Origin of the sequence: Dactylosporangium cerinum (genome assembly GCF_042653625.1) — a bacterium.
GTDB lineage: Bacteria > Actinomycetota > Actinomycetes > Mycobacteriales > Micromonosporaceae > Dactylosporangium > Dactylosporangium cerinum.
In genome coordinates, this window is sequence record NZ_JBHSIU010000010.1 from 369,781 (window position 1) to 389,881 (window position 20,101).

Genomic DNA, 20,101 nt, shown 5'->3' on the forward strand with positions numbered 1-20,101 from the left:
GGAGCATTTCGCATGACCGACCTCGCCATCGCCCACGTCACCGTCGACTGCACGGACGCGGCCGCCCTCGCCGCGTTCTACGCCGGGCTGCTGGACCGCCCCGTGGACCCCTCGCCGACCGAGTTCTTCGCCACCGTCGGCCGCTCGGCCGGCGCCCACCCGGTGCTCATGTTCATCCAGGTGCCGGACCGCACCCCGGGCAAGAACAGCATCCACCTGGACCTGCACACGGCCGACCTGCCCGGTGCGGTCGCCCGCGCGGTCGGCCTCGGCGCCAAACACGTCGCGGACTTCGCCGAGTACGGCGTGGTCTGGACGACGCTCGCCGACCCGGAGGGTAACGTCTTCGACATCGGCGCGAGCTGATCTGCACCAGGGAGGCGCGGCTTGGACGGCGACCGGCGGAAGCGCTTCGTCGAACTCCACCGGGAGGGCTGCTTCCTGCTGCCCAACGCGTGGGACGTCGGCAGCGCCCGGATCCTCGAGGCGGCCGGCTTCCCGGCCGTGGCGACCACCAGCGCCGGGATCGCGTTCTCCCTGGGCCGCCCCGACCACGACTTCTTCGCCGAGCACGGACCCGCCGGCCGCATCGACCGCGACACGATGCTCCGGCGGGTCCGTGAGATCACCGCCGCCGTCGCGGTGCCGGTGAGCGCCGACCTGGAAGAGGGGTTCGGCGAGGCGCCGGAGACGGTCGCGACCACGATCAGGATGGCCCTGGCCGCCGGGGCCGCGGGTGGCAACATCGAGGACTTCACCGGTGAGCGGGCCCGCCCGCTGCACGACCGGGCGCTCGCGGTGGACCGCATCCGGGCCGCCCGGGCCGCCGTGGACGCCGCCGGCGAGCCGTTCGTCCTGGTCGGCCGCACCGACACGCTGCTGGTCGGCGGCTCCGTCGCCGAGTCCGTCGAGCGGGCCAACGCCTACCTGGCGGCCGGCGCGGACTGCGCGTTCGTGCCGGGCGCCGCCGACGCCGCCACCATCGCCACCCTGGTCCGCGAGCTGGACGGCCCGCTCAACGTCGTCATGGGCCTCACCGGCAACGCGCTCTCCCTCGACGACCTGCGCGACCTCGGCGTGCGCCGGGTCACCGTCGGCGGCAGCATCGCCCGCGCCATGTACCGCCACCTGCAGCGCGCCGCCCAGGAGCTGGCGCAGGGCACCTTCTCCTACGCCCAGGACCAGCTCTCCCAGGCCGACCTCAACGACCTGTTCCGCCCGCACCAACCCGACCGTGGATGACGGCCTGGCGTCGACGGGTGTCGCAGACGCACGAACTTCTCGTCGACGGCGGTCGGCTGACCAAGCGGTACGTGTCGTGGTCGCGCGGCGAACACCTTCGGGAGTGGGCCGTGCTGCGCCGGGTGTACGCCCGGTATCCCGACCTGGTGCCCGAGCCGATCGCCGCCGACCTGGATGCCGACCCGCCCACCGTCAGCATGAGCCTGCTGCCGGGCACGCCGCTGACCGACGGCTTGGACACCGGTCAGCAGGTCGCGTTGGCCGCGTCGCTGCGTCAGTTGTGGTCGGTGCCGTGCGCTGACCTCCCCGAACGCCGGGACCACCCCGCCGAGTTGCACGCGCTGATGACTGAGCGCATGGCGGGCGTGGACCTGCCCGGCTCGGCGGGCGAGGCCGCCCGCGCCGCCCGGTCCTTCCTGGCCGGGCTTCGCCTCGGCCCCGCCGGCCACACCGTGCTGGGCCACACCGACCCGAACCTCGCCAATTACCTGTGGGACGGGCAGCGGATCCGGATCGTCGACTTCGAGGACGCCGGCCGGTCCGACCGCGAGTTCGAACTGGCCGACCTGGTCGAACATCTCTCGGCCCGGCGCGCCGACTGGACCGGGTTCCTCGCCATGTTCGACCTCGACGGCGACCGGCTGCTGGACGCGCGCCGGCTCTACGGCATCTTCTGGCTGCACCTGCTCCGCCCCGGCGGACCCGCCGAACGCCGGAACCCGGCCGGCACCCTCGACCAGCAAGCCGAGCGACTCCTCAACCTGCTCTGATCAGGTGCGCCACGGGCGGCCAATCGACGAATGGAAAGAGGAGCACCCACTCCTTCCATTCTTAACGTATACCGTGTCCCGGGGCTTGTGGCAAGACCCGGGTCGTGGCGCAGAATCGCTCCTCGAACGATCGGAGCTGATGACGTGAATTCGCTGACCACCAGTGCGTTCGACCTTCCCGACCACCTGACCCCGAAAGCGGACCCGGCGCTGATCGCCGGCGACGAGCGGCACTTCGCGGCCATCGCGGAGAGCCTCGAGCAGTCGATCGCCGAGTTGTCGGACCGCCTCGACGCCGAGCGCCTGGCGCCCGGCGGCATCGGGGAGGCGGCGATGAACCGGGACCAGGAGATTCACCGGCTCACCGCCCGACTGCGGGCGCTGCGCCGCTACGGGCTGGACCTGTGCCTCGGGCGGATCGTCGGCGAGGACGGCGAACCGGTCTACGTCGGCCGGCTCGGGCTCACGGACGGTTCGGGCCGCCGGCTGCTGCTGGACTGGCGCTCGCCCGCCGCGGAGCCGTTCTTCGGCGCGACCCACGCCAACCCGATGGGGCTGGCCAGCCGCCGCCGCTACCGGTGGACCCGCGGACGGATCAGTGACTACTGGGACGAGGTGTTCACCGCCGACGGGCTGGAGGGGCACGCCGCGCTGGACGACCAGTCCGCGTTCATCGCCAGCCTGGGCGGCAACCGGTCGGCCCGGATGCGCGACGTGCTCGGCACCATCCAGGCCGACCAGGACGCCATCATCCGCGCCGGGTCCGCCGGTGCGCTCGTCGTCGACGGTGGTCCCGGCACCGGCAAGACCGTCGTCGCGCTGCACCGCACCGCGTACCTCCTGTACGCCGACCCTCGCCTCGGGCACCGCCGGGGCGGTGTGCTGTTCGTCGGGCCGCATCAGCCGTACCTGGCCTACGTCGCCGACGTCCTGCCCAGCCTCGGCGAGGAAGGGGTGCAGACCTGCACGGTGCGGGACCTCGTCGCCGAGGGCGCGACGGCGGTGCCGGAGACCGACCCGGAGGTGGCCCGGCTGAAGTCGTCGGCGGACCTGGTGGGCGCGATCGAGGCGGCCGTCCGGTTCTACGAGCGGCCGCCGGCGAAGGGGATGGCGGTCGAGACGGACTGGGACGAGCTCTGGCTGAGCGCGGAGGACTGGGCCGAGGCGTTCGAGGCGGTGGACCCCGGCACGCCGCACAACGAGGCGCGCGACCAGATCCTGGAGGAGCTGCTCGCGATCCTGGCGGCCAAGCACGACGGCGACGTGCCGGACGAGCAGCTGCGCACGTCGCTGCTGCGCAACCGGGAGCTGACCGCGGCGCTGCACCGGGCCTGGCCGCTGATCGAGGCGGCCGACCTCGTCGGTGACCTGTGGTCGGTCCCCGCCTACCTGCGCCGGTGCGCGCCGTGGCTCGGGCCTGAGGAGGTGCTGAAGCTGCACCGCACCGACGCGCAGGCCTGGACGGTGTCGGACCTTCCGTGGCTGGACGCGGCCCGGCAGCGGCTCGGCGACCCGGAGGCGTCCCGGCGGCAGCATGAGCGCGCCGCCGCCCTCGCCGCCGAGCGCGAGCAGCGGGCCAGGGTCGTCGACGACCTCAGCGCGGTCCTCGACGACGACTACGGCGTCGGCCTGGTGACGATGCTGCGCCATGAAGGCTGGAAGGACACCCTGGTCGACGCGGCCGCCCAGCCCGGCACCATGCCGGACCTGCTGGCCGGCCCGTTCGCGCACATCGTCGTGGACGAGGCGCAGGAGCTGACCGACGCGGAATGGCAGATGCTGCTGCTGCGCTGCCCGTCGCGGAGCTTCACAATCGTGGGGGACCGGGCCCAGGCCAGGCACGGCTTCACCGAGTCGTGGCAGGAGCGGCTCGAGCGGATCGGCCTCACCCGGATCGACCTGGCGGCGCTGAACATCAACTACCGCACGCCGGCGGAGGTCATGGCGGAGGCGGAGCCGGTCATCCGGGCCGCGATCCCCGACGCCAACGTGCCGACCTCGATCCGCAGCAGCGGCATCCCGGTCACGCACGGATCGATGTCGGAGCTCGGCACGATCCTGGACACCTGGCTCGCGGCGCACGCCGACGGGATCGCATGCGTCATCGGCGACCCTGCGTTCCAGAGCACGTTCCAGGCCACGGACCGGGTCCGGTCGCTGACGCCCGAGCTGTCGAAGGGGCTGGAGTTCGACCTGGTCGTCCTCGTCGACGGCATCGGCAGCGCCGTCGACCGGTACGTCGCCATGACGCGCGCCACTCAGCGGCTGGTGATTCTGGCACGCGGGTAGACCTCAACCTTGGTCGAGGTCGTACGGTGGCTCGCGTGAGCATGGAAGTCACCGCCTGGAATCAGATGTACCAAGCCATCCACGCTTCGGAGGACCGGCGGCCGTTCTCGGCCGCCGCCCTGCGACGCATCGCCGCGTTCGCCCGTCCGCACCGGGCCCGGCTCGCCGGGTTCCTGTCCCTGAGCGTCGTCACGGCGCTCCTGGCCGTCGCCACCCCGGTGCTCGCCGGGCGGGTCGTCGACGCGATCGTCGGCGGTGGCTCCCGCGACACCGTGGTGACCCTCGCGGTGCTCATCGCGGTCATCGCGCTCGTCGAGGCAGGGGTCGGGCTGCTCGCCCGGCTCCTGTCGGCGAAGATCGGCGAGGGGCTGATCCTCGACCTGCGGACCGCGGTCTTCGACCACGTGCAGCGGATGCCGGTGGCATTCTTCACCCGGACCCGCACCGGCGCGCTCGTCAGCCGCCTCAACAACGACGTCATCGGCGCGCAGCGGGCGTTCAGCGGCACCCTGTCCGGGGTCGTGAGCAACCTGGTGACGCTGTCGCTGACGTTCGCGGTGATGGTGAGCCTGTCCTGGCAGATCACGCTGCTCGCATTGCTGCTGCTGCCGGTGTTCGTGCTGCCGGCGCGGCGGATGGGGACCCGCCTCGCCCGCCTCCAGCGGGAGGCCGCCATGCACAACTCGGCGATGAGCACCCAGATGACGGAACGGTTCTCCGCGCCGGGCGCGACCCTGGTGAAGCTGTTCGGCCGCCCGGCGGACGAGTCGGCGGAGTTTGCCCTGCGGGCCCGCCGGGTCCGCGACATCGGCGTCCGCACGGCGATGAACCAGACCGTCTTCATCACCGCCCTGACGCTGGTCTCCTCGCTCGCGCTGGCCCTGGTGTACGGCGTCGGCGGCGTCGCCGCGCTGCGCGGCAGCCTGGACGCGGGCGCGGTGGTGGCGCTGGCGCTGCTGCTGACCCGCCTGTACGCCCCGCTGACCGCCCTCGCCAGCGCCCGAGTCGAGGTGATGAGCGCCCTGGTCAGCTTCGAACGCGTCTTCGAGATCCTCGACCTGCGCCCGCTCGTCGCGGAGAAGCCCGACGCCCGCACGGTGCCCGCCGGCCCGGTCTCGGTCGAGTTCGACTCGGTCCGCTTCGGCTACCCGGCCGCGGACAAGGTGTCTCTCGCCTCCCTCGAAGAGGTCGCGACCCTCGACACGCGCGGCGGCGTCGAGGTCCTCCACGACGTCTCGTTCACCGCCGCGCCGGGCCAGATGATCGCCCTGGTCGGCTCGTCCGGCGCGGGCAAGTCGACGATCGCGCAGCTGCTGCCCCGCCTGTACGACGTCGACAGCGGCGCCGTCCGCCTCGGCGGTGTCGACGTGCGGGACCTGTCCGCCGACGCGATCCGGGCCACCCTGGGCATGGTCACCCAGGACGGGCACCTGTTCCACGAGTCCGTCCGCGCCAACCTGATGCTCGCCCGCCCCACGGCGACCGAGAAGGAGCTGTGGGCGGTGCTGCGCCGGGCCCGCCTGGACGACCTGGTCGCCGCGCTGCCCGACGGCCTCGACACCGTCGTCGGCGAGCGCGGCTACCGCCTCTCCGGCGGGGAACGGCAGCGCCTCACGATCGCCCGGCTGCTCCTGGCCGGCCAGCAGGTCGTCGTGCTGGACGAGGCCACCGCACATCTGGACTCGACGTCGGAGGCGGCGGTGCAGGCAGCGCTGGCCGAGGCACTTGCCGGCCGGACCGCGGTCGTCATCGCGCACCGCCTGTCCACGGTCCGCGCCGCCGATCTCATTCTCGTGGTCGAGGCGGGCCGGATCGTGGAACGCGGCACCCACACCGAGCTGCTCGCCGTCGGCGGCCGGTACGCCGAGCTCTACCACACCCAGTTCGCCCCGGCCGACGAACCGGTCCGGGCGTCCTGACGCGGGTTCAGAGATCGCCCAGGTGGAGCGGCCCGGATATGTTGGGGGCGTGTCGAAGGCATTCACCCGAGGGCAGAAGAGCCCGCTGTCGGCCCTCACCACGGCCGACGACCTCTACGTGGGCATCTTCCTGGACGCGCCGGGGCTGACCTGGGACGTGTCGTGCTTCGGGCTGGACGCCGGCAACAAGCTGTCCGACGACGCGTACTTCGTCTTCTTCAACCAGCCGGCGTCGCCGGAGGGCGCGATCCGGCAGCTCGGCCCGCAGCAGGGGGACACCGACTCGTTCCGGGCCGTGCTGAGCAAGGTGCCGGAGAAGATCGCCAAGCTGTCGTTCTGCGCGGCGATCGACGGGGCGGGCACGGCCAGCAAGCTGCGGTCGGGGCACGTGCGGCTGGTGGCCGGTGGGCAGGAGGTCATGCGGTACAGCTTCACCGGCGCCGACTTCGGCCCGGAGCGGGCGATCATCATCTGCGACCTGTACCGCAAGGGCGTCTGGCGGGCGGGTGCGGTCGGGCAGGGGTTCGCCGGTGGCCTGGCCGACCTGATCCGCTCCTACGGCGGCACCGTCGACGACGAGCCGGCACCGGCCGCACCGGCGGGTGCGGCACCGACCGCGCCAATGGGTGCGGCGCCGGCCGCGCCGGTGGGCGGGGCCCCGGCCGCGCCGGGCTTCGCGCCGCCGCCGGGACCTCCGGCCGGCCCGCCGCAGCAGAGCTTCGGCCCGCCGCCGCAACCCGGCTATCCGCCGCCGCAACCCGGCTATCCGCCGCCGCAACCCGGCTATCCGCCGCCGCAACCCGGCTATCCGCCGCCGCAACCCGGCTATCCGCCGCCGCAACCCGGCTATCCGCCGCAACAGGGCCTCCCGCCGCAACAGGGCCTCCCGCCGCAACAGGGCCTCCCGCCGCAACAGCCTGGCTTCCCGCCGCAGCCCGGGTATCCGCCGGGGCAGGGTGGGCCGCCACCCGTGCAGGGTGAGCGGGTCCAGCCGGGTGCCATGGTCAGCCTGCAGAAGTACCGCGAGGTGCCGGCGACCGGGCGGTGGACGAAGCAGAGCAGCAAGATGGTGAAGGTGACGCTCGGCCCGGAGTTCCACGCGCGCCGCGGGTCGATGGTCGCCTACCAGGGTGACGTCGAGTTCATCTACAAGGGCTCCGGCGGTCTGCGGGCGATGTTCGAGGGCTCCCTCACCGGGCAGGGCCTCAAGCTCATGACGTGCAAGGGCCAGGGTGAGGTGTTCATCGCGGAGAACGCCACCGACCTGCACATCGTCGAGCTGCAGGGCAACTCGCTGTGCATCAACGCCAACAACGTCCTCGCCTTCGACGCCACCCTGAGCACGGAGATCCAACGCATCGAGAGCCCGGGCATCCCCGGCGGCGGCGTGTTCCATCTCGTCGTGTCCGGCCAGGGGTCGGTCGTGGTCATGACGCGGGGCACGCCGGTGACGCTGCTGTGCCAGGGACCGACGTTCGCCGACATCGCCGCCGTGGTCGCCTGGACCACGGGGATGCGGGTCTCGGTGTCGACCCAGGTCAGGGTGTCCCGGCAGATGTACACGGGCGGCCCGGCCGAGGGACTCGCCCTGCAATTTATGGGGCTGCAGGGGCATTTCGTCGTGGTCCAACCCTACGAGGTGTGAAATTCATGCGGCGCGTCTGCCAACCCTCCCAGCGGACGTTCAGGGTGGCGGAGCATGATGGCTTACTGAGAGCGGGCTGTGCCCGTGCCCGGCAATACCTGGAGGATTCATGGGAGTCAGCCTCACCAAGGGCGGCAACGTCAGTCTGACCAAGGCCGCGCCTGGCCTGACCAACGTCAACGTCGGTCTCGGCTGGGACGTCCGCACCACCACTGGTGCGGACTTCGACCTCGACGCCAGCGCACTGCTGCTCGGCGCCGATGGCAAGGTCCTCAGCGACCAGCACTTTGTGTTCTTCAACAACCTCAAGTCGCCCGACGGCTCGGTCGAGCACACCGGTGACAACCTCACCGGTGAGGGTGAAGGCGACGACGAGATGATCAAGGTCAACCTCGGCGCGCTCGGCCCCGAGGTCGACAAGATCGTGTTCCCGGTCTCGATCCACGACGCCGACGCCCGTGGGCAGTCGTTCGGGCAGATCACCAACGCCTTCATCCGGGTGGTCAACGCGGCCGACAGCAACGAGCTGACCCGCTACGACCTGACCGAGGACTACTCGACGGAGACCGCGCTGGTCTTCGGCGAGCTGTACCGCAACGGCGCCGAGTGGAAGTTCCGCGCCGTCGGCCAGGGTTACGCCTCCGGCCTGGCCGGTATCGCCAAGGACTACGGCGTCAACGTGTAGCACCCGGTGGACGACGACGGCGGGCCCGCGCGCAAGAGCCGGGCCCGCCGGCGATCTGGTCAACTTGGTTGACGGTTCCTTCTGGGGCATGCTTCGATGTAGTCAACCAAGTTGACCACATCGGAGGCTTCCGTGCCCGTGCTCAGCCCCGCACCCGCGATCAGCCCGTTCCCCGGTGCCACCTTCCACCCGCTCGTCGCCCCGAGCCGCGGCGCCGAGCGCACCAGCGTCTGGCAGGCGACGATCGAGCCCGGCCCGCTGCCCGACCCGCATCAGCTCACCGCCGAAGAGGTGTTCGTCGTCCTCGACGGCACGGCCACCGTCCGGCTCGCCGGCGAGACCCTCACCGCCGGGCCGGGTGATGCGATCGTGGTGCCGCCGGACACCGATTTCGCCCTGCACAACACCGGCACTGGACCGTTGCGCCTGCTGTGCGCCCTGCCGGTCGGCGGCCAGGTCCGCATGCCAGACGGCGCCGTGTTCACCCCACCGTGGACCGCATGACCACCGGCCCCGGCGACCTGCCGCCGGTGCCGCTGGCGCGGCTGTTTGCGATGGCCGGCCGGTACCTCGTCGAGCGGCTGCACCAGCGTCTCGCCGACCGCGGCTGGCCCGACATCCCCCCGGCCACGGGCTACGTCCTGCTGGCCGCCCGGACGGGACCGACCACCGGCGGCGAGATCGCCCAGCTGATGCGCACCTCGAAGCAGGCGGCCTCGAAACTGCTGGAGAGCATGGAGCGGCGCGGGTTCGTCGAGCGCGGCGCCGCCGGCGCTGACGCCCGGACGAAGGCGGTCGTCCTCACTGACCAGGGCCGGGCCCTGCTCGCCGCCGTCGAGGACATCTACGTCGAGCTCGAGTCCGACTGGGCCGGGCTCATGGGCCACGACACCCTCGAGCTGATCCGCACCTCGCTGACCCGTGCGCTCATCGACGCCTACGGCGGCACCCTGCCCGCGATCGGCCCCAGCTGACCCGAGCGACCCCGGGCCGGCGAAGCCGGTCAGCTGATCAGCACCGTCCGGAACGTCAGTGACACACGCCGCCCGCGGGTGATGACGGTGTCCTGCCACCGGTCGGACTTGCGGGCGGCGATGCCGTGGCGCCAGTCGTACCGTGCCGCACCGCGCATCACCAGCAGACTGCCGGGATCCATCAGCACGTCGACCCGCCGCTCCGCCTTCGGCAGGCTGAACGTCATCACGCACGCGGAGCCGAGGCTCACCGACAGCACGGTGTCCGCGAAGCACGGCACGCAGTCGACGTGCGCGGCGATGCCCTGACCCGGCTGGTACTCGTTGACGATCACCTGGTCGAGCGGGCGGGGCGCGTGACCGTCGCGGTGCAGCCGCTCGGCGAGCGCGCCGGCCCACGCCGGCAGCGGCCCGAGGAACTCGTCCGCGTCGACCTTCTTGCGGCTGTAGTCGTAGCGGTAACCGTAGTGCTGGACGCGTCGGCGCAGGTCCTCGCGCCACGGCAGCGCGTCGACGGTGGCGAGCAGGTCCCGCTGGCCGTCCGCGTCGAGATAGCCGGGCAGGTTGGTGAGCCCGTCGATGTCCACGAGCGTGAACCTTACCGTCGCGGCGGGCGTTGTTATGCGCTTCAGTCGGGCCGCTCGGAGCGGCCGTGCGAGTGGACCGCCACGCGGGCCCGGTGCTGAAACTGTTGCGAAACGTGGGATTGACAGCTCCAGAGCGCGGGCCTAGGTTGATGGAACTTATCCGGTTCAGTCCCCGCCGCGCCGCCTGAAGGGTCCCGCGATGTCCCACCATGGGTTCAACGTCCAGTGGATGTTCAACGCCAACGCCGGCGCCGAGGGCCCCGACGAGCGCGTCCTGGACGCCGTCGCGGCGTGGGGGTTCAACTTCATCCGGCTGCCGACGGACTACCGGCTGTGGAGCATCGGCGGCGACCCCTACCGCGCGGACGAGTCGGTGCTCGCCCTGGTGGACAAGACCCTCGACGCCTGCCGGCAGCGGGGGCTGCATCTTTCACTGAACCTGCACCGCGCGCCGGGTTACATCATCACCGGTTGGGAGACCGAGCCCTACAACCTGTGGGTGGACCGGCCCGCCCGGGACGCGTTCGTCGCCACCTGGGAACGGTTCGCGGCGCGCTACGCGGACGTCCCGCCGCAGGACCTGAGCTTCGACCTCGTCAACGAGCCGCCGGCGCTGGGCCTGCGCGGCTTCACCCGCGCCGCCCACGAGGCCGTCATCCGGCACGCGGTCGGCGCCGTGCGGGCCATCTCGCCGGACCGGCCGCTGGTCATCGACGGGCTCGACGGCGGTAACCTGGCCATGCCGGAGCTGGCGGACCTGGGCCTCACCCAGAGCGTCCGTGGCTACCAGCCGATGAGCGTGTCGCACTACCGGGCCGAGTGGTGGCCGGAGCACCGCGGGCTGCCGGCACCCAGCTACCCGTGCGACTACGCCGGCCGGTGGTGGGACGGCGCGGCCCTGCGCGAGTTCTACGCGCCGTGGCGCGACCTGGAAGCCGCGGGCGTGCCCGTGCACGTCGGCGAGTTCGGCTGTTACGAGCACACCCCCGACGAGGTCGCCCACGCCTGGTTCGCCGACCTGTTCGACGTGTTCGGCCAGTTCGGCTGGGGCTACGCCCTGTGGGAGTTCGAAGGCCCGTTCGGCATCGTCGGGCACCACCGGCCCGGCGCGGTCTTCGAGCGGCGCGACGGCTTCGACGTCGACGTCCATCTCCTCGACCTCATGCGCTCGTTCTGAGACCTCACGCGTCCGTGCTGAGACCTCATGACCATGGCACCTGTGCAGCACAACCGATAACACCCCCCTCACATCGGAAGGTGGTACCCGTGCATATGAAGCAGCGCCTCATCGCCGTGCTCGCCGCGACCTCCCTCGTCCTCACCGCCTGCGGGGACGACGCCGGCAGCGGCAGCGACGGCAAGATCGCCGGTGACATCACGGTCCTGACGCAGCGCACCGACCTCGTCGACACCGTGCTGCCGGAGTACAAGAAGAAGTTCGAGGCCAAGTATCCCGGCACGAACGTCAAGTTCGAGGCGATCACCGACTACGAGGGGGAGGTGCGCGTCCGGATGAACACGAAGAACTACGGCGACGTGCTGCCGATCCCCAACTCGGTCACCGCCGACCAGCTGCCGTCGTTCTTCGAGCCGCTGGGCACCGTGGACGAGCTCAAGGACAAGTACCGCTTCGTGCGCTCGGAGCAGACGTTCGGCGGCAAGGTGTACGGCCTCGCCATCACCGGCAACGCCCAGGGCTACGTGTTCAACAAGAAGGTGTGGACCGCCGCCGGCATCACCACGCCGCCGAAGACGCCGGAGGAGTTCCTGTCGGCGCTGCAGGCCATCAAGGACAAGACCGGCGTGGTCCCGCTGTACACCAACTACAAGGACGGCTGGCCGCTCGGGCAGTGGGAGGGCGTGCGCGGCGCGGTCAGCGGCGACCCGGAGGCGGTGACGAAGCTGGCCAAGGACGACGCGCCGTGGAGCCCGGGCAAGGAGCAGTACATCATCGACTCGCTGCTGTTCGACGCGGTGAAGGGCGGCTACACCGAGGCCGACCCGACGACCACGAACTGGGAGCAGTCGAAGGGCATGCTCGGCACCGGGAAGATCGCCACGATGGTCCTCGGTTCCTGGTCGGTCGTGCAGATGCAGGCGGCCGCCGCGAGCAAGGACGACATCGGTTACTGGCCGTTCCCGAACCAGGTCGACGGCAAGTTCCACACGGTCGTCGGCGGCGACTACAAGAACGGCATCAACGTCAACTCCAAGAACAAGGCGACCGCGCGGGCCTGGGTCGACTGGTTCGCTGACGAGTCGAACTACGCCATCGACCAGGGCGGGGTCTCGGTCGTGACCAGCGCGCAGCTGCCGGCGTCCCTGGCGGACCTGCAGGCGGCCAAGACGGAGTTCATCGAGATCAACCCGGCGCCCAAGGGCGAGGAGGGGCTTGCCGACAAGATCGGCAACACGGCCGAGATCGCGCTGTTCGACGGCAAGTACCGCCAGCGGCTCGTCGACGCGGCCCGCGGCGCGAAGAAGGAGACGAAGGAACAGATCTTCGCCGACCTGAACAAGAAGTGGGCCGACACCCGGGCCAAGCTCAAGTAACGGTTCTGCTTTCGGCGTGCGGTCCCCCCGGGCCGCACGCCGCTCCTTGAAGGTGAGCCCGATGGCCATTGACACCAAACCGGCGTCCGAGCTGCGCCCGCCCGCCCGGCCGGGCCGACCGCGCCGCGGCCTTGCCCGCACGCTGACGCCGTACCTGTTCCTCGTCGCGCCGCTGACGTTCCTGCTCGTGTTCACCTACATCCCGGTGGTGAACATGTTCGGCTACAGCGTCACGTCCTGGGACGGGCTGAGCCCGAGCCGCGAGTTCGTCGGGTTCGACAACTACGTGGAGATCGCCACCCGGCCGGAGCTGTTCGGGGTGCTGAAGGTCAGCCTGTACTACATCGGCGCCTCGGTGGTGCAGATCGTGCTGGCGCTGTACTTCGCCACGATCCTGAGTTTCAACACCCGCTTCCGGAATCTGTTCAAGGGCGTGCTGTTCTTCCCGTACCTCATCAACGGCGTCGCCATCGGCATGATCTTCCTGTTCTTCTTCCAGCCCGGCGGCACCCTGGACTCGGCGATGTCCGCGGTCGGCCTCGGCGGCGCGACCCAGCAGTGGCTCGGTGACCCTGATGTGGTCAACTGGTCCCTCGCCGGCACCTCGGTCTGGCGCTACCTCGGGCTCAACTTCGTGCTGTTCCTCGGCGCGATCCAGTCGATCCCGGCGCACCTGTACGAGGCCGCCGAGCTCGACGGCGCGAACCGCTGGGACCAGTTCCGGCACATCATCCTGCCGGGCATCCGGCCGATCGTCGGGCTGTCGTTCATCCTCGCGATCTCCGGCTCGCTGTCGGTCTTCGAGATCCCGTTCATCATGACCGGCGGCGCGAACGACAGCGAGACCTTCGTCATCCAGACCGTCAACATGGCCTTCAAGTACTACAAGCTCGGCCTCGCCTCGGCGATGGCGGTGGTACTGCTGCTGATCATCCTGCTGGTCACGTGGCTGCAGCGGCGCGTCGCGCCCGACGAGAAGGTGGAACTGTCGTGATCGCCCGCGTGCTCAAGTACCTCTCGCTGACCGGCGCGAGCCTGGTGGTGCTGCTGCCGCCCATCGTGCTGGTGATGGCGTCGCTGAAAACCAACAACGAATACCTCAACAGCGGCCCGTTCGACCCGCCCGGCGACTGGCTCAACTTCGACAACTACGTCACGGCGTTCACCAAGGGGCACATGCTCCGCGGCTTCGCCAACACGTCCGTCATCATGGCCGTCTCCCTCGCCGGCACCGTCCTCATCGGCTCGATGGCCGCCTACGCCATCGACCGCTTCCGGTTCCGGCTCCGCAAACTGGTCGTGGCGCTCTTCATGCTCGCCACGCTGGTGCCGGGCGTCACCACGCAGGTCGCCACGTTCAAGGTCGTCGACGCCCTCGACCTCTACGACAGCCGCTGGTCGGCGATCGCGCTCTTCCTCGGCACCGACATCATCTCCATCTACATCTTCCGGCAGTTCCTGCGCGGCGTGCCCCGCGAGCTCGACGAGGCCGCCGCGCTGGAGGGCGCCGGCCCGTTCGGCATCTACTGGAAAATCATCCTGCCGCTGCTGAAGCCGGCGATCGCGACGGTCGTCATCATCAAGGGCATCGCCATGTACAACGAGTTCTACATCCCGTTCCTGTACATGCCGTCGCAGGAGCTGGGCGTCATCTCCACGTCGCTGTACCGCTTCAAGGGTCCGTTCGGGGCGCAGTGGGAGGTCATCTCCGCCGGTGTCATCCTCGTCATCATCCCCACCCTGATCGCGTTCCTCGCCCTGCAACGGTTCATCTACAACGGTTTCACCGCCGGAGCGGGCAAATGAGCGTGCTGTTCGGGGGTGTCGAGGCCGGCGGGACGAAGGTCGTCTGCGCGGTCGGCGTCGGGCCCGATGCGGTCCTGGACCGCACCACCATCCCCACGACCTCGCCGGCCGAGACCCTCGAGCGGATCATCGCCTACTTCCGGGCGCAGCGCGCCGCCGGCCACGACATCGCCGCGCTCGGCGTCGCCTCGTTCGGCCCGCTCGACCTCGTCTCCGGCCACATCACCACCACGCCGAAACCGGGCTGGGGCGGCACCGACCTGGTGGGTGCGCTGCGCCGTGGGCTCGGCGTGCCGGTGGCGCTGGACACCGACGTCAACGGCGCCGCCTACGGCGAGCACCGCTGGGGCGCGGGCCGCGGCCAGGGCACCGTCGTCTACGTGACGGTCGGCACCGGCATCGGCGGCGGCGCGATCGTCAACGGGCAACCCCTGCACGGCCTGCTGCACCCCGAGATGGGCCACCTGCACGTGCGGCGGCACCCGGACGACGACTTCGCCGGCACCTGCCCGTTTCACGGCGACTGCATCGAGGGCCTCGCCAGCGGGCCCGCCATCGAGCGCCGGGCCGGCCGGCCCGCCCGCGACCTCGGCCCGCTGCGCGCGCGGACCGTGGAACTCGAGGCGCACTACCTGGCCCAGCTGATGTCGTCGATCATCTACCTGCTGATGCCGCACCGCATCGTCGTCGGCGGCGGGGTGCTGAACATCCCCGGCCTCCTCGACGCGGTCCGCGACGCGACCGCGGCCCGCCTCGGCAAGGCCTTGGACGCGGTGCCGGCCACGGCCCGGATGGACGAGTACATCGTGCCGCCGGACCTCGGCACCTTCTCCGGCGTCCTGGGCGCGCTCGGCCTCGCCGAACACGAGTATCAGCGATCCCGCTCAGGTTGACTGCCGCACGTGCAGCGTCCCGGGCGGCACCGTGGTGTGGGTGACCTCGCCGGTCTGGAGGGTCCTCAGCAGCGCCTGGGCGGTCAGCTCCGCCTGGTGCGCGGGGGTCTGCTCGACCGCGGTGATCGTCGGCACGGTGATCTGGCACAGGTCGGAGTCGTCCCAGGCGACCACCGCGACGTCACCGGGCACCGTCATCCCCATGTCGTGCACCACTTTCAGCGCGGCGGCGGCCATCACGTCGTTGTCGAAGACCACGGCGGCCGGCGGTTCGCTGCCGCTCATCAGCTGCAGCATGGCGCCCATGCCGTCCATGGCGCTGTAGTTGGTGTACAGCACCAGATAGCGGTCGATCCCGGCCCGCTCCAGCGCGTCGAGGTAGGCCAGGTCGCGCTGCCGGGTGTGCAGCAGCTCGGCGGTGCCGGCGACCCGGGCGACGGACCGGTGCCCCCGCGCCCGCAGGTGCTCCACGACCCGGCCGGCGGTGCCGGCGGTGTCGCCGTCGACGGTGCTGATCGTGTCGAGTCCGCGGTGCCCGCCGATGACCGCGGCGGGCAGGCCGAGCTCGACGAGCGCGTCGATGCGCGGGTCGTCCTCGCGCACGTCGGTGACGATCACGCCGTCGACGTGCCGGCCGGCCCACCACCTGCGGTACACCTCGACGGTGTCGTCGACCTCGGCGACGAGGTGCAGCAGGAGGCTCATGCCGTTGCGGTTGAGCGCGGCCTCGACCCCGCTGAGCATCTGGGTGAGGTACGAGTCGACGATCAGCGCCCGCGGCGGCCGCACCAGCACCAGCCCGATCGCGTGGGCGCGGGACAGCCCGAGCGACCGCGCGGCGATGTTCGGCGCCCAGCCGAGCTCCCCGGCGGCCGCGAGGACCTTCGCGCGGGTCTGCTCGGACACGCCGGGCCGGCCGTTGAGCGCATACGACACCGCCGCCTCGGACACCCCGGCATGGGTGGCGACCTGACGGATCGTGACCCGCGAGCTGAAGCGCATAAGACAGACCGTATTGCGATCATTCCCAGGTGTCAAAGACATCGTTGACATCGGTGGATGGGCGCTCGTACGCTCCGACCTGAGTCGGTTAAGTCACTACGCAGCCGCGTGCTGCCTCCACCGCCAGGAAGGCGACCGATGATCAGACGCCTCCTCGCCGGGTTCGCCGGCCTCGCCCTCGCGGCGAGCGCCGGCGTGGCCTCCGCGAGCCCCCGCCACGACGGCTTCGTCGTGCGTCACGGCGACGACCTGCAGCTCAACGGGAAGGACTTCCGGTTCGCCGGGTCCAACAACTACTACCTGATGTACCGGTCGCCGGCCATGGTCGACGACGTCTTCGCCGACGCGGCCGCGGCCGGCTTCACCGTGCTGCGCACCTGGGGGTTCCTGGACATCGGTGCCCAGGACGACACCGGATCCGTGCACCACAAGGAGAACGGCGTCTACTTCCAGTACTGGGACGGCACGCGACCCGCCTACAACGACGGACCCGACGGCCTGCAGCACCTCGACCAGGTCGTCAAGTCGGCCCGGGACAAGGGCATCAAACTGGTCATCCCGCTGACGAACAACTGGAGCGCGTTCGGCGGCATGGACCAGTACGTGCGCTGGCGCGGCGGCACCCACCACGACCAGTTCTACACCGACCCCGTCATCCGCGGCTGGTACAAGGACTGGATCAGCCACGTGCTGAACCGCACGAACAGTCTCACCGGCGTCAAGTACAAGGACGACCCCACCATCATGGCGTGGGAGCTGGCCAACGAGCCGCGCTGCGGCGGGTCCGGGGTCTACCCGCGCTCGGCGACCTGCACCGACACCACGGTCACCGCATGGGCCGCCGACATCAGCGGGCACATCGACGGCGTCGACGGCAGGCACCTCATCGGCTCCGGCGACGAGGGATTCCTGTGCACGGACCGGGCCGGCACCGACTTCACCACCAACTGCGCCGACGGGGTGAACTCCGCGGCTCTGGCTGCCCTGCCGGCGGTCGACCTGCTGTCCTTCCACCTGTACCCCGACCACTGGAACAAGGAACCGGCCTGGGGCACCGGCTGGATCACCAGCCATGTCCGCCTCGCCGACCGGCTGCGCAAACCCGTGCTGCTGGGCGAGTTCGGGCTGCTGGACAAGGCCACCCGCAACGTCGTGTACAAGGAGTGGACCGACGCCGCCGTGCGCGCGGGCATCGACGGATTCCTGTACTGGATCCTGTCCGGCGTCCAGGACGACGGCACCGACTACCCCGACTACGACGGCTTCACCGTCTACTGCCCGAGCCCCGTCTGCACCACGGTCGCCAACGCCGGCGACGAACTGCGCCACGGGCAGCGCTCCCGCCCGCCGGTCGCCGACCACGACACCGCCCAGACCCTGCGCGAGGAGCCGGTCACGGTGGCACCCGCGGCCAACGACATCGCGTACCGCACCAGGGTGAAACCGTCCACCATCGACCTGGACCCGGCCGTCGCGGGCCAGCAGGCGGCGGTGACGGTGCCCGGTGGTGGCTTCAGCTTGGACCGCGGCACTGGCCTGGTCACGTTCACGCCGGCCGCCGGGTTCACCGGCCGGGTCGTGGTGCCCTACACCGTCCGCGACCAGGCCGGCCGCACGTCCAACGTGGCGGAGCTGCGGATCACGGTGAAGAACCGCCCCGGCGACCCGCTCGTGCTGGCGTCGTTCGAGTCCGGCACCGAGGGCTGGGCGCCGGCGAGCTGGCAGTCCAACGCCGGCACCGTGGCGCAGACGACCGAGTTCCACCCCGAGGGGGCGGCCGGGCTGCGGGTCACCACCGCCGACGGCGGCTGGTTCGGCGTCACCGGCCTGCCCGAGCGCGTCGACCTGTCCGGCAAGGCGGTGCTGCGCTACGAGCTGCGCACCGCCGCGACCGGCACCTCCTACAGCATCGCGCTGCAGACCGGTGACGCGTACACCTGGTGCCAGTCGACGTGGGGCTACGCGGGCGCGGCCGGCACCACCACGGTCGAGGCCGACCTGAGCACCGCGATGTCCTGCGACGCGGCGGCCCTGGCCGACGTGCGCGCCGTCTACGTCTGGTTCGACGGAAACGGCGTGCACGACATCGATTACCTGCGCGCACAGTAGCGCGGAGCGGGCCACCGTCTCAGCTGTAGACGGTGGCCCGCTAGGCGGCACTACAGTGAGCACAATGGACGGTCAGCTCGTCACCGCGATCACTTCCCTGGGTGGCGTCATGCTCGGCGGCGGGCTCTCCCCGGACTGACGGTTACAGCCGGTCCTCCAGCCTGCCGCGGGTGCCCGCGGTCATCCGGGCACGGGCGGCCTGGTCGCCCCGCAGCGACCAGCGCAGGAACTCGACCGTCACGGCGGCGACGGTGTCGAAGTCGGGGTCGGGTCCGAGGTACGGGGCGAGATGGTCGCCGTTGGACAGGTCCAGGAGTGCCTTGGGCCAGGGGAGTGGGTCGTACGCCTCGGTGCAGCCCTCGAACCTGACCACGGTGTCCTGGCGGCCGTGGACGAACAGGATCGGGGCCGGTTCGCCGGTGTAGCCCACCCCGAACGGCCACTGACCGCCGGCGAGGACGATGCCCGCCTTGAGCCGGTCGTCGCGGTGCTTCGTGAACATGCCGACGGTCGTCATGCCGCCCAGCGAGTGCCCCGCGGCGGCGACCGCGGCACGGTCGACGCGACCGGCGAGAGGGTCGCCGCCGGTGCCGTCGAGCGCCAGCACCGCGGTCAGGACGGCGGCGGTGTCGCCGGGCTGGTTGACGATGTCCTTGTCGTCGAGGCGCTGCGACCCGCGGGCCGAGTGCGGGAAGGTGGGCGCCGCGACGATGAACCCGGCCGCCGCCCAGATCCTGAACAGGCGCAGGTAGTCCTCCGGGCGTCGGGTGTACCCGTGGCTGAACACCACGACGGGGAACCGGCCGCCGGTCACGGGGTGGACGAGCAGCGTGGGCAGCGGCCGGTCGGGGCCGTTGGTGACCTGCAGGGTCCGCTCCATGACCGCATCGGTCGCCGGCTTCGCGCGGTCGCACCCGGCGAGCAGACCGGCCAGGACCGCACAGCTGAGCAACAGATGGACGGGACGCACGGCGCAACCTCCAAGGGCCGCACCGATCGTGGCATCGCCGCCGGGAATTGTCATATCCCGCTGCGATGATGGTCGTGCGTCTGGCTGCAGGGGCAACCGCCGGTCCTGCGGGTCTGGCAGCATGGCGGGGATGCAGCTGCAACCGCACAGTCCCACCGTGGGCGTCTACCCGGCCACCGACGACTACGTGCACGCGATGGAGGTCCGCGGGGCCGAGCGGCTGCTGTTCGTGGCGGGGACGATGGGGCTGCGGCAGGACGGCACGCCCGGCGCGACGCTGGACGAGCAGCTGGACCTCATCTGGTCCAACATCCGCGGCATTCTCGCCGCGGCGGGTATGACCGTCGACAACATCGTCCGGCTCACGAGCTATCTCACGGATGCCGCCTTCGCGGACGCCAATGCCGCCGCCCGCATCGCCGCGCTCGGTGGGCGCGCCGTTCCCACCACGGCGATGGTCGTGCAGACCCTCGTCAGCAGCTGGCTGGTCGAGATCGAGGTGGTCGCGGCGGCCTGACCGGGCGACTGCGGAAGGACGGGTTCCGGGCGCGACTGGAGCGGCGGATCTGCGCCGAGTTCCGGGGCTTCGCCGACGAGCGGCTGCGTCGGACCTGGTGCGACGGCTCGTCGCCGAGGTGTTCGAGCCGGCGCCGCGGC

19 protein-coding genes are annotated in these 20,101 nt (G+C 71.0%); 16 read left to right on the top strand and 3 right to left on the bottom strand.

Annotation, left to right across the window (positions count from 1 at the left end; all coding sequences use genetic code 11):
- Positions 1-12 precede the first annotated feature (12 nt).
- From ACFPIJ_RS08080 to ACFPIJ_RS08120, 9 genes are all read left to right on the top strand, one after another.
- Positions 13-366: a VOC family protein gene (locus tag ACFPIJ_RS08080; protein ID WP_380114021.1), complete on the top strand. Its 354-nt coding sequence runs from the start codon at positions 13-15 to the stop codon at positions 364-366.
- Positions 367-387: 21 nt separating this feature from the next.
- Positions 388-1,242 (top strand): isocitrate lyase/PEP mutase family protein, encoded by an 855-nt coding sequence (locus ACFPIJ_RS08085; RefSeq protein ID WP_380114022.1) that lies wholly within the window; start codon positions 388-390, stop codon positions 1,240-1,242.
- 17 nt (positions 1,243-1,259) lie between these two features.
- On the top strand, positions 1,260-2,012 hold the full coding sequence (locus ACFPIJ_RS08090) for an aminoglycoside phosphotransferase family protein (protein WP_380114023.1): 753 nt from the start codon (positions 1,260-1,262) through the stop codon (positions 2,010-2,012).
- Between the two features lie 153 nt (positions 2,013-2,165).
- Positions 2,166-4,301: an RNA polymerase recycling motor ATPase HelR gene (gene helR, locus ACFPIJ_RS08095; RefSeq protein WP_380114181.1), complete on the top strand. Its 2,136-nt coding sequence runs from the start codon at positions 2,166-2,168 to the stop codon at positions 4,299-4,301.
- A gap of 65 nt (positions 4,302-4,366) precedes the next feature.
- Entirely contained in the window at positions 4,367-6,220 is a 1,854-nt protein-coding gene (locus tag ACFPIJ_RS08100) for an ABC transporter ATP-binding protein (RefSeq protein WP_380114182.1), read from the top strand.
- A gap of 49 nt (positions 6,221-6,269) precedes the next feature.
- Positions 6,270-7,865: a TerD family protein gene (locus ACFPIJ_RS08105; protein ID WP_380114024.1), complete on the top strand. Its 1,596-nt coding sequence runs from the start codon at positions 6,270-6,272 to the stop codon at positions 7,863-7,865.
- A gap of 109 nt (positions 7,866-7,974) precedes the next feature.
- Complete coding sequence (locus ACFPIJ_RS08110) at positions 7,975-8,550, top strand: TerD family protein (RefSeq protein ID WP_380114025.1); 576 nt, start codon at positions 7,975-7,977, stop codon at positions 8,548-8,550.
- 132 nt (positions 8,551-8,682) lie between these two features.
- Complete coding sequence (locus ACFPIJ_RS08115) at positions 8,683-9,054, top strand: cupin domain-containing protein (protein WP_380114027.1); 372 nt, start codon at positions 8,683-8,685, stop codon at positions 9,052-9,054.
- Positions 9,051-9,524: a MarR family winged helix-turn-helix transcriptional regulator gene (locus tag ACFPIJ_RS08120; RefSeq protein WP_380114029.1), complete on the top strand. Its 474-nt coding sequence runs from the start codon at positions 9,051-9,053 to the stop codon at positions 9,522-9,524. The genes ACFPIJ_RS08115 and ACFPIJ_RS08120 overlap by 4 nt, the downstream gene beginning before the upstream one ends.
- Positions 9,525-9,553: 29 nt before the next feature.
- Here the strand turns inward: ACFPIJ_RS08120 and ACFPIJ_RS08125 are convergent, their stop codons facing one another.
- A complete protein-coding gene (locus tag ACFPIJ_RS08125) occupies positions 9,554-10,111 on the bottom strand; it encodes an alpha-ketoglutarate-dependent dioxygenase AlkB (RefSeq protein ID WP_380114031.1) in 558 nt (185 codons plus the stop codon).
- A gap of 199 nt (positions 10,112-10,310) precedes the next feature.
- On the opposite strand from ACFPIJ_RS08125, the gene ACFPIJ_RS08130 reads away from it, so the two are divergent.
- From ACFPIJ_RS08130 to ACFPIJ_RS08150, 5 genes are all read left to right on the top strand, one after another.
- Positions 10,311-11,288: a glycoside hydrolase family 5 protein gene (locus ACFPIJ_RS08130; RefSeq protein WP_380114033.1), complete on the top strand. Its 978-nt coding sequence runs from the start codon at positions 10,311-10,313 to the stop codon at positions 11,286-11,288.
- 95 nt (positions 11,289-11,383) lie between these two features.
- The gene (locus tag ACFPIJ_RS08135; RefSeq protein ID WP_380114183.1) at positions 11,384-12,664 is read left to right on the top strand and encodes an ABC transporter substrate-binding protein; all 1,281 of its coding nucleotides are present in this window, start codon (positions 11,384-11,386) and stop codon (positions 12,662-12,664) included.
- Positions 12,665-12,725: 61 nt separating this feature from the next.
- Entirely contained in the window at positions 12,726-13,658 is a 933-nt protein-coding gene (locus ACFPIJ_RS08140) for a carbohydrate ABC transporter permease (RefSeq protein ID WP_380114035.1), read from the top strand.
- A complete protein-coding gene (locus ACFPIJ_RS08145) occupies positions 13,655-14,470 on the top strand; it encodes a carbohydrate ABC transporter permease (RefSeq protein ID WP_380114037.1) in 816 nt (271 codons plus the stop codon). Before ACFPIJ_RS08140 ends, ACFPIJ_RS08145 begins: the two co-directional genes overlap by 4 nt.
- On the top strand, positions 14,467-15,363 hold the full coding sequence (locus tag ACFPIJ_RS08150) for an ROK family protein (protein WP_380114039.1): 897 nt from the start codon (positions 14,467-14,469) through the stop codon (positions 15,361-15,363). The genes ACFPIJ_RS08145 and ACFPIJ_RS08150 overlap by 4 nt, the downstream gene beginning before the upstream one ends.
- Here the strand turns inward: ACFPIJ_RS08150 and ACFPIJ_RS08155 are convergent.
- Positions 15,355-16,365, bottom strand: coding sequence for a LacI family DNA-binding transcriptional regulator (locus tag ACFPIJ_RS08155; RefSeq protein WP_380114041.1), 1,011 nt, complete (start codon positions 16,363-16,365; stop codon positions 15,355-15,357). The genes ACFPIJ_RS08150 and ACFPIJ_RS08155 overlap by 9 nt on opposite strands.
- A gap of 138 nt (positions 16,366-16,503) precedes the next feature.
- On the opposite strand from ACFPIJ_RS08155, the gene ACFPIJ_RS08160 reads away from it, so the two are divergent.
- Complete coding sequence (locus ACFPIJ_RS08160) at positions 16,504-18,474, top strand: cellulase family glycosylhydrolase (RefSeq protein ID WP_380114043.1); 1,971 nt, start codon at positions 16,504-16,506, stop codon at positions 18,472-18,474.
- Between the two features lie 142 nt (positions 18,475-18,616).
- Here ACFPIJ_RS08160 and ACFPIJ_RS08165 read toward each other — a convergent pair whose 3' ends face one another.
- On the bottom strand, positions 18,617-19,444 hold the full coding sequence (locus ACFPIJ_RS08165) for an alpha/beta hydrolase family protein (protein WP_380114045.1): 828 nt from the start codon (positions 19,442-19,444) through the stop codon (positions 18,617-18,619).
- Positions 19,445-19,574: 130 nt separating this feature from the next.
- On the opposite strand from ACFPIJ_RS08165, the gene ACFPIJ_RS08170 reads away from it, so the two are divergent.
- Positions 19,575-19,961 (top strand): RidA family protein, encoded by a 387-nt coding sequence (locus tag ACFPIJ_RS08170; protein WP_380114046.1) that lies wholly within the window; start codon positions 19,575-19,577, stop codon positions 19,959-19,961.
- The last annotated feature ends 140 nt before the right edge of the window (positions 19,962-20,101 follow it).